Origin of the sequence: Allorhizobium paknamense (genome assembly GCF_030815125.1) — a bacterium.
GTDB lineage: Bacteria > Pseudomonadota > Alphaproteobacteria > Rhizobiales > Rhizobiaceae > Allorhizobium > Allorhizobium paknamense.
On record NZ_JAUSWH010000002.1, the window covers coordinates 399,554 to 414,457 of the forward strand.

Consider the following 14,904-nt stretch of genomic DNA (forward strand, 5'->3'; position numbering starts at 1 on the left):
TTCTTCTAAAAGTTTTGCGAAAATTTTTTACCTTTTAATGGTTGAGTTTTCGAGGGGCCACATATTCAGATTCACGAAATGCATATTGTATTATGAATATCTGAATTATCGGCGGTAATCTCTGATGCTCGTCAAAAGACCGGCCCGACGAATGAATTCTTATGCTCAGGGGGCTGGCATGTATTATATTCTGAAGCGCTTTTCATTTCGAACCATGCTGTCGATTTTAGCGGTCGTGCCTTTGCTGGCGGCTGTCGGACTCGGCGTTGTGATCAGTCGCGAAGCCTATCTCAATTACACGGCGCTGCAACAGGCGGTCACTCTGGTTCGGGTGGCGCGGGCCGGCGGTGCCTTGCTGCATTCCATGCCGGCAGAGGCTGAATCGACGCCGAGCAATCGAGCCGAACGGCGTAAGGCGACCGACCAGGATTATCAGGAGGTTGTCAACGCTTATGACGCGGCTTTGAAGATCGGTCATGAAGATGCGATTCTCTCAGGTCTGAAAAAGAAACTCGATGAAGGCTTCGCGCGCATGGCGGAATTCCGCCAGAAGGTCGATGCAGGTGATGCTGATCCGCTTCTGCCGCTGAAATATCTTCAGCCAGTTTCGGCCACCGGTCTCGATATGGCAGGTCGTGCCAGCAGCCTGATTTCCGATGGGGAGCTTTCCCGCAGCATCCTTGGCTATTATGCCTTTCTCCAGGTGAATGACGGTTACCTGATCATCAACCATGTGGGCGAGCAATATATCCAGGCTGGCAGTCTGGCTCATGAAGACGTCAAGCACCTTGTGCGCGGTTCCAGCCTGGTCGAGACCTATGGCAAGACGATGAATGAATTCATTGGCAAGCCTATTCTCGCGGATTACGCACGGTTCTGGCAGACAGAGGATGGTGAACTGATCCGCAAAACCATCCAGAAGATGCTGGAGAAGCCTTCCCATACGTCCGGCCCAGGCGAACTGGCGATGTGGAAGGCGGCCATGCAGAAACGCAGCCAGGCCTTTTCCACCATGCTGCTGGCTGCATCCGATTCCTTGAAGGTCACTGCAGATGCCAAGAATGACGCTGCTGCCTGGCAGTTGAAGGTCATTCTCGGTAGCCTTGCGGTGCTGATCGCCTTCGCAATCCTCGTTTCGGTCTCTGTTCTCCGCGTGTTGTCATCCGCCATCCGCAGTGTTGCCAATCGCATGCGCGGGCTTGCCGAGGGCGATAAGCAGAGCGCCATCCAGCATCTTGAGCGTGGAGACGAAATCGGCGACATGGCGCGCTCAGTGGAGGTCTTCCGTCAGGCAGCGATCCGCAATGCCGAGCTTGAGGCGGAGGCGGAGGAAAACCGCAAGCGTTCGGAAGCTGAGCGTGCCGAGATGCAGGCGCGCGCCGAGGCTGAAGCGAACGAACGGCTGGAGCGGGCCACCGGCGCCCTGGCCTCCGGCCTGCGTCAGCTCGCTTCCGGGGATATGCTGTGCGAGATCGAAGAACAGTTCGCACCGCAATTCGAAGCGCTGCGGCATGACTTCAACACCTCGGTCAGCCAGTTGCGTTCGGTGCTGGTGTCTGTTGGGGTGTCTGCCAGCGGCGTGCGCAGCGGCAGCGGTGAAATCTCGCATGCCTCCAACGATCTCGCCAAGCGCACGGAAACGCAGGCGGCCTCTCTTGAGGAAACGGCAGCGGCGCTGGAAGAAATCACCTCCAACGTCAAGGCGACCTCGCAGCGCACCGGTGAAGCCCGCGATATCGTCCGCAACGCCCGCTCCAAGGCGGAGCAGTCCGGGGTGGTGGTGAACAATGCCGTCTCGGCGATGGAGAAGATCGAGCAGGCCTCCAGCCAGATCTCCAACATCATTGGCGTGATCGACGAGATTGCCTTCCAGACGAACCTGCTGGCGCTGAATGCCGGTGTGGAAGCCGCCCGTGCGGGCGAGGCGGGCAAGGGCTTTGCGGTGGTGGCGCAGGAAGTGCGCGAGCTTGCGCAGCGCTCTGCCAATGCGGCGAAGGAGATCAAGGCGCTGATCGGCAATTCGGCTGTTGCGGTGAATGAAGGCGTGAAGCTGGTGGACGACACCGGCAAGGGTCTTCGGGAGATTGCCGAACTGGTGCAGGCGATCAACAGCCATATGGATGCGATTGCAACGGCGGCGCAGGAGCAATCGACGGGCCTCAACGAGGTGAATACGGCTGTGAACCATATGGACCAGGCAACGCAGCAGAATGCGGCGATGGTGGAAGAAATGAATGCGGCAAGCGCCGGTCTTGCGCAGGAGGCGGAAAAGCTGTCGGAGCTTCTGGCTCGGTTCCGCACAGGCCAGGAGCGGGCGGCACAGGCTGCTAGTGCCTCGAGCGCCCGGTCTTCCGCAGCCGCGCGCCCATCTGCCCCGTCTACGGCACCTGCACGCCGATCCGCACCCGTCAGCCGTGGCGGTGCTGCCGTGGCCGTCCGGCAGGAGAGCTGGGAGGAGTTTTGAGCCTTTCCTAGCAAACCTCCCGAGTTGTTTCGCGGGAGCGACATGCGCTGAAATAGATCCCCGAAGGTTTCCTGAACAGTGCATACATCCTGTGCCCCGGCGTCAAACGCCGGGGCATTTTTTCTGCAGCCATAAAGGTATACAAAATCGCGGCTTTCAACGTCTATTAAGATATTTCGTATATGCGGATACTGATATCTGTTGGAGAAGCACTTATGCGTCTTTCAGTTCTGATCAGTGTGGGGACGGCCGTTACCGTTGCGGTGTGCGGCCTTGTGGCCGGGCGGGTTATTTACGATGATGCTCTGGCTTATCGGCACGGGCTGGCGGCGGAGCAGGCAACGCTTGTGGCCCGCGATATGCTGGCTGCATCAACGAGGATGTCTCTGGAGCGCGGACCGACCAACGGCGCCATGGGCGCGCCTGCGCCTCTGGCTGAAGCGCCGCGAAAGGCGCTGGATACGGCGCGCAAGGCGACGGAAGATGCCTTTGCCGCTGCCACTGCATCTGCGGCTAATCTTTCGGCAGAGCGGCGGGATGCCGTTCTTGCCTCCCTTTCCCAGTCTCTGGATCGCCTGAAAGCTGCCCGCGGAACGGCGGATCAGTTGATCGATCAGCCGAAGGAAGCCCGCAACAGCGCTGCTCTGACCCAGGTTGTCGATGGGATGATCGGTGCCATTCCGGCTCTGAATGACGGCCTCAACACCACCGAGCAGGTCATCGCGGAAGCGGATCCGAAAATTCTCTCCTGGATCACCATTGGCCGCAGCGCCACGGAATTGCGCGATTATGCCGGTCAGATCGGATCGGTGTTTACAGCCGCACTGGCGGCCAATCGTCCACTCGATGCCAAGGAGCAGGCCCGTTACGAGCGCCTGCTTGGCCGCACCGAAGCATTGTTGCAGCAGATCTCGCTGGCCAAGGCCAAGCTGGGTGACGATCCGGAGCTTGCCGCCGCCTTCAACACCATCAACACGCGCTACCTCACCATTGGCCGTCAAATGGCGGCAGACATCGTGACCAAAGCGCGCAACAACGAAGCTGCAGGCACCACCCCGGCGGATTTTGCCAAGGCCTATGTGCCGGAAATGGCCTCCATCATCGAATTTCGGGATGGCGTGATGAAGCGGGCCGGGGCGGTTCTGTCGACATCCGTCGAGGATCTTTATGCCAGCCTGCTGCTGAATATCGGCATCGCGCTGGTCCTGGTCGGCACCGTTACCTCCATCGCCGTTATTTTCCGTATTCGCGTCACCCGGCCTGTCGCGGGGCTGACGGCGTGCATGCGTGCCTTGGCCGATGGCGATCACAAGGTGACCGTGCCGAGCGCCAATCAGAACGATGAGATTGGCGAAATGGCCAATGCGGTGGAGGTCTTCCGCCGGGCAGCCATCCGCAATGGCGAACTGGAGGCCGAAGCCGAGGCCAGCCGCCGTCGCGCCGAGGCCGAACGGGAAGCTGTACAGCGCCGCGCCGAAGAGGAGGCCGAGAAGCGCCTCAACCAGGCGACGGGCTCGCTCGCCGAAGGGCTTCGCAAGCTGGCATCCGGCGATATGCTGTGTGAAATCGATGTTGAATTTGCCCAGCAGTTCGAACCGCTGCGGCATGACTTCAATGCTTCCGTGCGCCAGCTCAGAGAGGCGCTTTTGGCAGTTCACGGCGCTGTTGCCACTGTTGCCGGGGGCTCTGCCGAAATCTCCGGCGCTTCCGATCATCTGGCCAAGAGAACGGAACAACAGGCGGCCTCCCTGGAAGAGACCGCCGCGGCGCTGGAGGAGGTGACGGTCAACGTCAAGAACACGTCCAGCCGTGCGGGTGAAGCGCGTGAAATCGTTCGCACGGCCCGAGGCCGCGCCGAACATTCCGGCGCGGTGGTTAGCAATGCCGTTGCCGCCATGGGTCGTATCGAGCAGGCATCCCAGCAAATCACCCAGATCATCGGCGTGATCGACGAGATTGCCTTCCAGACGAACCTGCTGGCGCTGAATGCCGGTGTGGAAGCCGCCCGTGCGGGCGAGGCGGGCAAGGGCTTTGCGGTGGTGGCGCAGGAAGTGCGCGAGCTTGCGCAGCGCTCTGCCAATGCGGCGAAGGAGATCAAGGCGCTGATCGGCAATTCGGCTGTTGCGGTGAATGAGGGCGTGAAGCTGGTGGACGACACCGGCAAGGGCCTTCGCGAGATTGCCGAACTGGTGCAGGTCATCAACACGCATATGGATGCGATTGCGACCGCCGCGCAGGAGCAGTCCTCCGGCCTTGGAGAAGTGAACACGGCTGTGAACCATATGGACCAGGCGACGCAGCAGAATGCGGCGATGGTGGAAGAAATGAATGCGGCCAGCGCCGGTCTTGCGCAGGAGGCTGAGAAGCTGTCGGAGCTTCTGGCTCGGTTCCGCACGGGGCAGGAGCGGGCTGCTGCTTCGGTCACCCGATCTTCCGCAGCCGCGCGCCCATCTGCCCCGTCTACGGCACCTGCACGCCGGGCAGCACCTGTCAGCCGCGGCGGTGCTGCGGTGGCGGCCCGGCAGGAGAGCTGGGAAGAGTTTTGAGATCCTCACACACGCTAAATCCATGCCCCGGGGTTTTAACTCCGGGGCATTTTGTTTATGGGCGCAGACGCCTGTGGAATGATCTTTAACCTTTCTCCTGATCCCCCATGTTTGCTCTTGCGCCGCTCGTGCAACTGACATAAAGATATCTTTATATCTTGATTGATAAACGTGGCGGGTATGGCACTCACTCTGGACAAGCTGGTGGATTTGCTGAAGGCATCGGGTGAGCCGACGCGGCTGAGGCTGCTTGCCTTGCTGGCGGCAGGCGATCTGACGGTTTCCGATCTTACGGATATTCTTGGGCAATCCCAGCCACGCATTTCCCGGCATTTGAAACTTCTGGCAGAGGCGGATCTGGTGGATCGTTACCAGGAGGGCGCCTGGGCCTATTTTCGCCTGAAGCAGGAGGGTGATGCCGTTGCTTTGGCGCGTCAACTGCTCGATGCCGCAAGCGATACGGATTCGGTTTTGCTGCGCGATGGCGAGCGGCTTCTCTCTGTGAAGCGGGCGCGGGCGGAAAAGGCTCAGGCCTATTTCAGCCGCAACGCTGCTGAGTGGGATGAATTGCGCCGCCTGCATGTCAACGACAAGGCGGTGGAGGCAAACCTGCTGCAGCTTCTCGGCACGGAGCCGGTGGACGCGCTGCTGGATCTCGGCACCGGTACGGGACGCATTCTCCAGCTTCTGGAACATCATTATCGCCGCGCCGTCGGCATCGATGCCAGCCGCGACATGCTGGCGGTGGCCCGGGCCAATCTCGACAAGGCCGGTATTGTCAAAGCCTCGGTGCGCCAAGGCGATATCCTGAACCTTCCGCTGGATGACGGGGAGTTCGATGTGGTGATCATTCACCAGGTCCTGCATTTTCTGGTCGAGCCGGAAGCGGCGCTGCGGGAGGCCGCGCGCATGCTGAAACCCGGCGGCAGGCTGGCAGTGATCGATCTTGCGCCGCATGCGCTGGAGCATCTGCGTGACGATCACGCCCATATCCGTCTCGGTTTTTCCCATCAGGTGATGGAGGAATGGCTGTCGCGGGCGGGCTTTACGCCCTCTGCCGCTGTGGATGTCGCGCCCAGCCAGCGGCATGACGAAGCCTTGACGGCAACGATCTGGCTGGCCGCCCGCAAGGCGGAGCCCTTGGGCGAAGTGCTTAATTTGAAACGCGTGGGAGGTGTGTGATGGCCCCTGAACATGGAAGGAAGCCGATAGCGCGTCCCTTCAAGCTGTCCTTTGAATTCTTTCCTCCGAAGTCGGAGGACATGGAATCGCAGCTCTGGGCCACGGTCGATGATCTGGCCGGCTGGTCGCCGGAATTCGTGTCTGTGACCTATGGCGCGGGCGGCACCACGCGCGCGCCCACACTCTCCACCGTCAAGCGTCTCGTGCAGGAGACGCCGCTGGCCACCGCTTCGCATCTCACCTGCGTCAGTGCCACGCGGGAAGAGGTGGCGCAGGTGGTGGAAGAGTTCCGCGCCGTTGGCGTCAATCATTTCGTGGCGCTGAGGGGCGATCCGCCGGCAGGTGTCGGGGCTGCCTATGTGCCGCATCCGGGCGGATTTGAAAATGCCGCCGCACTGGTGCGCGGCTTGAAAGACATGGGCGATTTTGAGATTTCCGTCTCCGCCTATCCCGAAAAGCATCCGGAAAGCGCCGATCTCAGTGTCGATCTCGACATGCTGAAGCGCAAGGTGGACAATGGCGCCACGCGGGCGCTGACGCAGTTCTTCTTCGACAACGACACCTATGAGCGCTATCTCAACGCGGTGCGGGCAGCGGGCATTACCATTCCCATCGTGCCCGGCATCATGCCCATTCTCAACCTGTCACAGTTGAAGCGCTTTGCCGGCATGTGCGGTGCGTCGATTCCGTCCTGGCTGGATGATCGTTTCGCCGGTGTCGAAGACAATCCGCAGGCGCGGGTCGTGGTGGCTGCACAGGTGGCCGCCGAACAGATTACCGATCTGATGGGGCGCGGTGTCGATGAATTTCATATCTACACCATGAACCGGGCGCCGCTGGTCAACGCGACGCTGGAAAATCTGGGCCTTGTCAGGCAGGCGGTCGGGCAGGTGAAGGCCGTCTCGGCTGTGTGACTGCTGGATTAAAAAAGGCGTCGCTCACCAACGACGCCTTTTTCTTATTTATTGTTCACGCCTCTGGGATTGTAATTTTTTCCAGCGCTTCAGTGTTTCATGGAAACACTGAAGCGCTGTAACTTTTTGTTTTTACGCATTTCCGCACGGAAAACCGGTTCCCACTTTTTCGGAAAATGCTCTAAATAAACAGCATGGCTGCAACGAACAGGAATGCGGCGCTGACGACCAGGATATTGAGTGAACGTGTAAGTCCCATCTCTTCCTCCTTGTTCTCTTTTCGGCAGTTCCAGAAACAGAGCGGTTGTCTCTTTCCCCGGAACACGACCCTTGCTGTTCACGATTATGTCCGCTTTGTGACATTTTGAAAGCGAAATCGTTGCTGCACTGCAAGCAGAGCCTGGGGATAAGCAGCGTTCACGCAATATAACACACTGAAAGAACGGGATAAAACGTCCCGTTCACAAACTGTTCAGAAAGCTGAATAAGCAGGGTTATCCGGCCTGCCGCTCCGGCGTGCGCCCGGACGATGCGGAAAAGACTCGGTTGAGCAAGCGGCCCACCGGCTTTTCGAACAGCATGAAGGAAAGCTGTGCCATGACCAGCGACACCAATACGATAAGCGCATTGACGGCGATGCTGGTGCCCAGAAAACGATGCCCGGCGGCAATGGCGATGCCGTGGAGAAGGTAGAGCGAATAGGACGCGTCCCCCAGCTTTTCCAGCGGCCACAGCAACCGAGATGGCCAGGCTCCCGCCCGCTCTATGGCAAGTGCGCCCGTGACGACGCAGAAGGCGGGAACACCCCAGCCCAGAACCCGCCAGGGCGCTTCATAAAGCCCAAGCTTTGCCGTCGCCACGAAAAGGCCGATGCCCGCAAGGATGAGCGCGATGCCGCCGGAGCGGCTTGCAAAGGGGCGGGCCTGGGACAAAAGCAGCCCGGCGGTGAATTCCAGGAGCAGCGGCGATGTCCACACCTGAAGCGGTGCTGCGGCGGGATGAAGCAGGAAGCCGCAGACGGTGAGCGCCACCATGGCGATGGCGGGCAGCAGAACGGGCTGCGCGGCCATCAGGCCAAGGGCGAAGACGAGATAGAAGAACATCTCGAAGTTCAGCGTCCAGCCGACCACGACGAGGGGCCAGATATTTCCGTCCGGATTGAGATAGGGAATGAAGGCCAGCGATTTCGCCAGCGTGACGGTATCGAAGCTGAAATTGCGGAAGACACCGAGGACTGCCCCCACGCACATGACGAAGGTGACGAGCCAGTAAAGGGGCACAATGCGCACCAGCCGCTTGCGCAGGAAGACGGAAGGCCGCTCCTGCACTCCGACAGTCCCCATGATGAAGCCGGAAATGACGAAGAAGATATCGACACCCGCCGCACCGCTGACAAAGCCGCCTTCCGACAGATGAAAGAACACCACCATCATCGCCGCAACGGCCCGCATGGCCTGAATGGATTTCAACTGCATCGCTTTTCGCCCACTCGATACCGGATGCAGACACCCCTCATCCGAAAACGATGTATTGAAGCCTGTTTTTCGCAGCTTGTCACAGGCTTTATCGGGTTGGATACCCAAAATTCTGGGGGTGTTGAGAAAGTGCCGCTCATAGTTTTGGCCGCTGCTTCCAAGTGCGGAAGCTAGAGCATGTCGCGCAAAAGTGTGCAGCGGTTTTGGGATAACGACATGCGCTAAAACAAGAATGTAAAGCACGTTGCATGAGGCTGATAAGCCGCAACGTGCTTTAGCAGAAAACCTTTGACCTCAAAAGGTTAGGCGCGGCTTCTCAAAGCTTGAGTCACCATGCTCACCTTGCGCATCAAGACGCGGTTGATGCGCAAGGGCATATCCCGGCTTTTGGCTCAGAGCGCGGAGAGAAGTTCCGGCGTCGGCCAGCCATCGGCGGGAATGTTGCGCTTTTGCTGTTCCTTCTGCACCGCATCGCGCGTGCCGCCGCCCAGAATGCCGTCGATTTCGCCGACGTCATAGCCCTTGGCCTTGAGCTTGGTCTGCAGTTCCTTCATCTGCACATCGGTCAGGCCCTGTTCGGGATTGCCCTTGAGATAGGCTTCCGCGCCCATGAGCCGTGTCGCGAAATAGGCGGCGGAAGTGGTGTAGATGAAGGACTTGTTCCATTCCAGATAGATGTTGAAGTTCGGATAGGCCATGAAGGCCGGACCCTTGCGGCCCTGCGGCAGCAGCAGCTCGCCTTCCAGATCGGCGAATTTCGTGTCGCCGTCGCGCGGCTTCACGCCAAGCTTGAACCAGTCGCCCGCCTTCATGCCGGCATCGAAGCCGGTCTTTTCCCAGGGCAGGTTTTCCGGCACGGTCACTTCCTGCAGCCAGGGCTGGCCCTGCTTGAAGCCGAGATGCTGGATGAACTTCGCCGCCGTCATGATGGCATCCGGCGAACTGGTCTTCAGCCGCACATGGCCGTCGCCGTCGCCATCCACGCCAAAGGCGACGATATCCTTGGGCAGCATCTGCACCTGACCGATTTCACCGGCCCAGGCGCCTGTATTGGTGGCGGGGTCCAGATCGCCATGCTCAACCATCTTGATCAGCGCCAGCAGTTGCGGGCGGAAGAGTTCCGGGCGGCGGCAGTCATGCGCCAGCGTCACCAGCGCGTTGCGAGTATTGAAATCACCCTGCACGGCGCCGAAATCGGTCTCCATGGCCCAGAAGGCGGCAATCACGCCCGGGGCAACGCCATATTCCTGCTCGGCGCGGCGGAAGACATCGGCATATTGCTGGAGCTTCTGCTTGCCCTGATCCAGACGGCCCTTGGAAACGGTGCGGGAGGAAAATTCAGTGAAGGTCTGTTTGAAAACGCCCTGAGCGCGATCCCGCGCCAGCACTTTCTGATCGATCTGGGCGCCCGTCAGCGCCTGATCGGCAGCCGATGCCGATGCGCCAGCCGCCACGGCTTCCGCCTTCACGCCTTGCAGGAAAGCGGCGAGATCGCCACCGCAGGCGACCCCGCTGGCGCTTTGCTGGGCCAGCGCACCACCGGCAGTGGCCAGCGTGGTGAGGGCGGTGAAAAGGGCTGTGGTCGCAAGGCGGCTGCGCAAGATCATTTCTTCCATCCTGATTGGTCGGCGGGGCGGTCCGGAAAACAGACATGGCTGTTTCCATCCCCACGGGCGTGAAAGGTTCAGAATGGCGCTTTGCCGAATTTTTGTGGCCTAAGCAAGGAGTTTCAGGGGTTATACGAAGAGTCATTGAAAATCACTCTTCGTATTCCCTTTTCGAATATCTCAAGCCCCTGATGCATTTGAGATATTCGAAATTCTTTCAAGGCGAGGAGGCTGACGCATCTTCGAGCCTTGGTATTAGAGCTCAATTCAATTGGCGGCCTGAAGCTCTTGCGGCACGGAGACTGCCTTTACCCATTTGCGCCAGTTTTCCTGGCTGCCAGCGAAGACATTGATATCCGTCTCGCCCTTGATGCCGGGAATGACGCCGGTGGAGGTATATTGCCAGAAGGCCCAGCGGCGGGCCGGGTAGATTTCGGATGGATGCTTGGCCACGGAGCGTACCCAGAAATAATGGTCCTGGAAGGCGCCTTCCAGATTGTCGCGGTGGAAGTCTACCGAGGTGTAGATGATCGGCCGCTTGCCGTAATAGGCCTCCAGCCTGTCCATGAAGCGCTTCATTTCGCTGCGCACCACATCCGCGGGCGGCCGCTTGGTGCAGGTCTTGGAGGTGTGGTTCCACTCCACGTCGATCACCGGCGGCATGTCCATGGCAGCCTTCGGCACATTGGCGATGAACCAGTCTGCCTGTTCGTCGGCGGTGGAGCAGAAATAGTAGAAGTGATAGGGCGCATGCGGCAGGCCTGCGGCATTGGCTTCCTGCCAATATTCCGAAAAGCGCGGATCGACCATGTCCTTGCCTTCGGTAGCCTTGATGAAGACGAAGGAAACGCCGGACTGGCGCACCCGCTGCCAGTCGATGTCACCATTCCATTTCGACACATCGATGCCGTGCACCTGATGGCGATGCGGGGAGTTATAGCCGAAATCCTGCGGGTCCTTGTCTTGAAAGCGCGGCTTGATCGAAGCCGTCTCCATGAAATCATAGCTGGTCGATGTGCAACCGGCCATGAGGAAGGCGAGAGGCATGAGCGCCAAGAGCAGCGACCGCATTCTGTAACCCTGTGGATTCGAGACAACCCTGCCGCTGATGTGATGCGCACACACGCAAGAACAAAAGAGGCGCTTATTCTCTTTTGCGCTATCATCGTAAAAAATCGGTTATTTTCAACCGGTGGTCAGGGTTTTTTCCGCAGGGCCGCCGCCCAGGCATAGCCGCGATAGAGCCGTTCGAAGGTGAGGTCCGCTTCGGCATCGCGTGCCTTTGCCATCAGCACGCTTTCGAGGTTTGCCCGGGGTGTGACGTGAAAGCGGGCAAGCCAGGTTTGAAGCAGGCTACGAAATTCTTCAGGCAGCCGCTCCTGCTGGCCAAAATCGACAATGTGCAGCACGCCGCCGGGATTGAGCGCGGCAAGCGCGGTGCTGACGGATTTTTCCCAGTCCGGGATCATCGACAGGGCATAGGAGATCAGGATGCGGTCAAACCCGCTAACGCCAAACGCCTCGGCGGTGAAGGCGGTGGCATCGGCGGCGATCAGATGCGGCTGGGCGGGCCTTCCGCGAAAGTTCCTAGCCGCCTGGGCCAGCATTTCCTGGGAGATATCCAGCCCATAAAGCCGCGCGCGGGGGTAAAGGCGCTCGGCCAGCAGCAGGTTTCGGCCCGTGCCGCAGCCGACTTCCAACAGGCTGCCACCATCCGGCACGGCAAGATCGCGGATCGCCCTGTCACGGCCCAGCAGGTAATATTTCCGCGTCAGGTCATAGATGTGGCGCTGATAGCGGTAGATGCCGTCCATGCGGGCGGCATGGCTGCTGCTTTCGGAGCGATTGCCGCTGTCGACCATGCTCATGCGCGCTTCTCATAGATATGGAAGCCGCCATAGATGGCCGAGCGGTCTTGCAGGTGGAGGGCTGCCGAAGGTTCTGCCAGATAGGTCCATTGGGCATCGATGGCAGGCGAAAGACGGCCTTCGATCACGCTTTTTTCTGCCGCCGTGCGGAAGATGACCCGCGCCCCCGGCGCAGCGGTGCGGCTGATTTCGGTCCACAGATCGTTCAACTGGCGGTCCGTCATCCAGTCCTGCGCATCGAGCAGCACGAAACGGTCGATGCTGGCGGCGTCCTTGCCAGCCAGAAGCTCGGTGAAGCTTGCGTGGTGCACGCTCACCCGTTCGGCATTATCGCGGATGGCGTGGTAATAGTCCGGCTTCAGATAATCCGGCAAAGCACCTTCATGTGCACGCGGATAGCGGCGGGCAAAGGCCTGCCAGGCAAAGTAGTTTTCCCGCATCGGAAAATGACAGGCGAGCTTTTCCAGCCGCTCCTTCAACACCGGCGCGATGGTGCCGGAGGCGGAAACGCTGGCCAGTTCATCATATTGCTGTGGCGGAATGCCGAGACCGAAGAGCGAGCTCTTGCGGTTTGTCAGCCAGCGGATCAACGGCTTTTCGAAGAGCGGCGCGATGCGCTCATCGAAAAACTGGCGCTGCTCGCGGAGCGATTTCGCTTCGGCAAGCCCCGTGAGATCGACGCCATGCAGGCGCGCCAAGAGATGCGAGACGGCGATGAAGCGGCCCAGCAGACCGGTGCGGTAGAAATTGCGGGTAAAGACGCTGATCCGCCGCCGCCCGGTCAGGCTGCGGCCATTCCAGTAGGCGCGGGTGCCGGCATCGAGATGGGGGGCGATATGCTGGTCGAAAAGCGCGCTGTTGTCCGCCTGCTGCTCTTCCGCCAGAAAGCGCGTGACCGTCAGATGGCCGGGCAGCGTGCGGAAGGCGGTGAGCTTCATGCGGTTCAGCGCAATGTGGTGCGGGTTGAGATCCACCACGTCGATGCTGGCCGGGCTGCGCGAGAGATAGGCCAGCATGTTGCAGCCGCCGGAGCCGATGGTGACGATGCGGTGGCCGGGCTTGAGCTCCATGGCCTGCATGTCCACTTCCGGGTCTTCCCAGATCTGCGGATAGACGAGGCCGGAAAACAGCAGGCCGAACAGCCGCTCGGAAAAGCCCTGGCGCGACAGGGGCCGATGTTGCAGCAAGGCGGACTTGAGCTTGCGGTTCTTGCCAAATCCGGCTTCAGGAACGAGTTCTGTCATCTAAAGGCCCCGTTGTTCCAAGTTTTCGCCGTGAATAATCGCAGACAACTACAGTTTGATGACGGAGGATGTGGGCAGTGCCGGTAAGCCCCGGAAAAGTCCGAGACCCTCTTCAAAGCGGAGGCTAAACCTGATTGCATCGCGCACATTCGAAAGGTGGAGGCTCTCAATGGTATCAGTGATTCGCGGCGTGAAGATCGTGCTGGCGGCAGGCGGCGTCGTGGTGGCCGGGGCGGCGGCCTGGCTTGCGGTCGCCCCGCCGGAACTGCTTCGGGTCGGCACCGGCTATGCGGCAAAAATCGTCTGCTCGAATGTATTCGTCGCCAAGCGTGATCCGGATGAGGTTCTGCGGGTGGATGTGCAGGCGCCCGGCAATCCGTTGCTGCGGCTTTTGCGGCTGAAGGTCGATCGCGAGGAAGGGCAGGTAACGGCCTATATGTTCGGCCTGTTTGCGCCAGGCACCGCGATTTATCGCCCGGGCCTGGGCTGCGCCAGCGTGCCGGACGGCAATGTGGCCGCAGCGCGCGCCGTGCAATTGCCGCAGCCCCTGCCGCAAATCGCGGCCCAAAGCGCCGCCCCCTGGCCGCAGGGCATGGGCGCGGCAGAAACGGACCCGAAAATTGCCGCGATCCTGGCCGATCCGGCGCTGATCGGTCCCGGCATGCGCGCCACCCTCGTCATTCGCGATGGCAAGCTGGTGGGCGAGACCTATGGCCCGGGCTTCAAGCCGGAGACACCGCTGATCGGCTGGTCGATGACCAAGACGGTGACGGCGGCGCTGGTGGGCTTGAGGGTGGGGCAGGGAGCCCTGTCGCTGGACAAGGACCATCTTTTCCCGGCCTGGGAGAAGGATGACCGTTCCGCCATCCGCATCCGGCACCTGATGGGCATGGAAAGCGGCCTGGAATTCAACGAGGATTACGGCGATGTCAGCGATGTGACGCGCATGCTTTTCCTCGAACCCGACCAGCCAGCCTTCGTCGCCGCCAAGCCGCTGGCGGAAAAACCCGGCACGCGCTTCTACTATTCCACCGGCACCACCATGCTCTTGTCCCGGCTGGTGATGGACAGCTTTCCCAGCCGTGACCAGGCCCTGATGTTCCCGCAGGCGGGCCTGTTCCTGCCGCTGGCCATGGGCAGTGCCGTGCTGGAGGCAGATGAGCGCGGCACACTTTCCGGCGGATCCTATCTCTATGCCGATGCCCGCGACTGGGCGAAGTTCGCGCAATTTCTGTTGCAGGATGGTGTGTGGGAAGGCCAGCGGCTTTTGCCGGAGGGCTTCGTCAAGACCATGTGGACCCCGACCGCATCCTCCAAGGGTTCCTATACCCAGGGCCAGATGTGGAAAGCCGGACCGCTGGAGGACGTGCCGGGCACCGAGCTTCCGGCGGAAACGGTGTGGATGCGTGGCCATGACGGCCAGACCGTTACGATCATTCCCTCAAAACGCCTGATCGTGCTGCGCATGGGGCTCACACCGGGCTGGCTGGCTTACAAGCCGCAGGCACTCGTCAAGGCCGTGCTGGATGCCACGCCCTGAGTGCTAGTCGTCGAGTGCTGGATCGTTGAGTGGGGGGAGGGCGTTCAACGCTCTCCCGATCCCT

The 14,904-nt window shown here is 60.4% G+C and carries 11 protein-coding genes; 5 read left to right on the top strand and 6 right to left on the bottom strand.

Annotated elements, in window-relative coordinates; genetic code table 11:
• Positions 1 to 178: 178 nt before the first annotated feature.
• From QO005_RS05425 to metF, 4 genes are all read left to right on the top strand, one after another.
• A complete protein-coding gene (locus QO005_RS05425; protein ID WP_307156965.1) occupies positions 179 to 2,464 on the top strand; it encodes a methyl-accepting chemotaxis protein in 2,286 nt (761 codons plus the stop codon).
• Between the two features lie 215 nt (positions 2,465 to 2,679).
• Positions 2,680 to 5,010, top strand: coding sequence for a methyl-accepting chemotaxis protein (locus tag QO005_RS05430; RefSeq protein ID WP_307156966.1), 2,331 nt, complete (start codon positions 2,680 to 2,682; stop codon positions 5,008 to 5,010).
• A gap of 180 nt (positions 5,011 to 5,190) precedes the next feature.
• Positions 5,191 to 6,192, top strand: coding sequence for an ArsR/SmtB family transcription factor (locus tag QO005_RS05435; RefSeq protein WP_307156967.1), 1,002 nt, complete (start codon positions 5,191 to 5,193; stop codon positions 6,190 to 6,192).
• A complete protein-coding gene (gene metF / locus QO005_RS05440) occupies positions 6,192 to 7,106 on the top strand; it encodes a methylenetetrahydrofolate reductase [NAD(P)H] (protein WP_307156968.1) in 915 nt (304 codons plus the stop codon). The genes QO005_RS05435 and metF overlap by 1 nt, the downstream gene beginning before the upstream one ends.
• A gap of 89 nt (positions 7,107 to 7,195) precedes the next feature.
• Here the strand turns inward: metF and QO005_RS05445 are convergent, their stop codons facing one another.
• The 6 genes from QO005_RS05445 to QO005_RS05470 all read right to left on the bottom strand — a co-directional run bounded on the left by QO005_RS05445 (position 7,196) and on the right by QO005_RS05470 (position 13,300).
• Positions 7,196 to 7,447: a hypothetical protein gene (locus QO005_RS05445; RefSeq protein WP_307156969.1), complete on the bottom strand. Its 252-nt coding sequence runs from the start codon at positions 7,445 to 7,447 to the stop codon at positions 7,196 to 7,198.
• Positions 7,448 to 7,600: 153 nt separating this feature from the next.
• Positions 7,601 to 8,581, bottom strand: a complete 981-nt coding sequence (locus QO005_RS05450; protein ID WP_307156970.1) for an acyltransferase family protein — start codon at positions 8,579 to 8,581, stop codon at positions 7,601 to 7,603.
• Positions 8,582 to 8,973: 392 nt separating this feature from the next.
• A complete protein-coding gene (locus QO005_RS05455; RefSeq protein WP_307156971.1) occupies positions 8,974 to 10,188 on the bottom strand; it encodes a lytic murein transglycosylase in 1,215 nt (404 codons plus the stop codon).
• 267 nt (positions 10,189 to 10,455) lie between these two features.
• Positions 10,456 to 11,259, bottom strand: coding sequence for a glycoside hydrolase family 25 protein (locus QO005_RS05460; RefSeq protein ID WP_307156972.1), 804 nt, complete (start codon positions 11,257 to 11,259; stop codon positions 10,456 to 10,458).
• A 125-nt stretch (positions 11,260 to 11,384) separates the two neighbouring features.
• Complete coding sequence (locus QO005_RS05465; protein WP_307156973.1) at positions 11,385 to 12,056, bottom strand: class I SAM-dependent methyltransferase; 672 nt, start codon at positions 12,054 to 12,056, stop codon at positions 11,385 to 11,387.
• Positions 12,053 to 13,300 (bottom strand): BtaA family protein, encoded by a 1,248-nt coding sequence (locus tag QO005_RS05470; RefSeq protein WP_307156974.1) that lies wholly within the window; start codon positions 13,298 to 13,300, stop codon positions 12,053 to 12,055. The genes QO005_RS05465 and QO005_RS05470 overlap by 4 nt, the downstream gene beginning before the upstream one ends.
• Positions 13,301 to 13,469: 169 nt before the next feature.
• Here QO005_RS05470 and QO005_RS05475 point away from each other — a divergent pair, with 169 nt between their 5' ends.
• Positions 13,470 to 14,840, top strand: a complete 1,371-nt coding sequence (locus QO005_RS05475) for a serine hydrolase domain-containing protein (protein ID WP_307156975.1) — start codon at positions 13,470 to 13,472, stop codon at positions 14,838 to 14,840.
• Positions 14,841 to 14,904 lie beyond the last annotated feature (64 nt).